The 546-nt window shown below is 53.7% G+C and carries 1 pseudogene; it reads right to left on the bottom strand.

Features of this window, described 5'->3' with window-relative positions:
* Window positions 1–72 precede the first annotated feature (72 nt).
* Window positions 73–546, bottom strand: a pseudogene (locus AAFX91_RS42365) (hypothetical protein); the annotation flags it as partial.

Raw genomic sequence — 546 nt, 5'->3', positions numbered from 1 at the left:
TGCCTGCGTCCACGATCTTCGAATCATGGTTGCCCATGGATTCAGAATCCCACTAAAAAAACAACTGTAATGCTAGGACGGCTTGGGAAGGCCAAGGGAAGGCCTGGCGCCTGCCCCGGTACCCGAGATATACTTGAGCTTGCTGCTGTGCTGGGTGATGGCGGCCCAGATCTTCTCGACGGCTTCAAATCGCCTTTTATCCAAGAGCGCCTGTCGGCTGGCGCTTCCAGCAAGGACATTGCTGCGTAGTGATGCGATTTCCGCTTCTTTGTCCCGCAGTTCGCTTTTGAGCATCTCCTCACTTTTGCGGAAGTCGGCGCACAAGGCTTCGATCTTGACGTCGAAACGGTGCTGAACACCTTTCTCGATGCGAGCCTTGATCCAGTTTCTTGCAAGAAAGCCAATTGCTGGAAGACCGATCGAGACGAACAACGAGATCAAACTGAGCCAGTCAAAGAGCGTCACCCAACTGACCTGCCACTGAGTATTTCCTCCAGAAGGAGTTAGAGTCCGGCCCGAAGAAGGACGGACAGATGAAGCGAGCAA

It is taken from the genome of Bradyrhizobium sp. 31Argb, from assembly GCF_043638955.1.
Taxonomy (GTDB): domain Bacteria; phylum Pseudomonadota; class Alphaproteobacteria; order Rhizobiales; family Xanthobacteraceae; genus Bradyrhizobium.
This window is presented reverse-complemented; position numbering and strand designations above follow the sequence as displayed.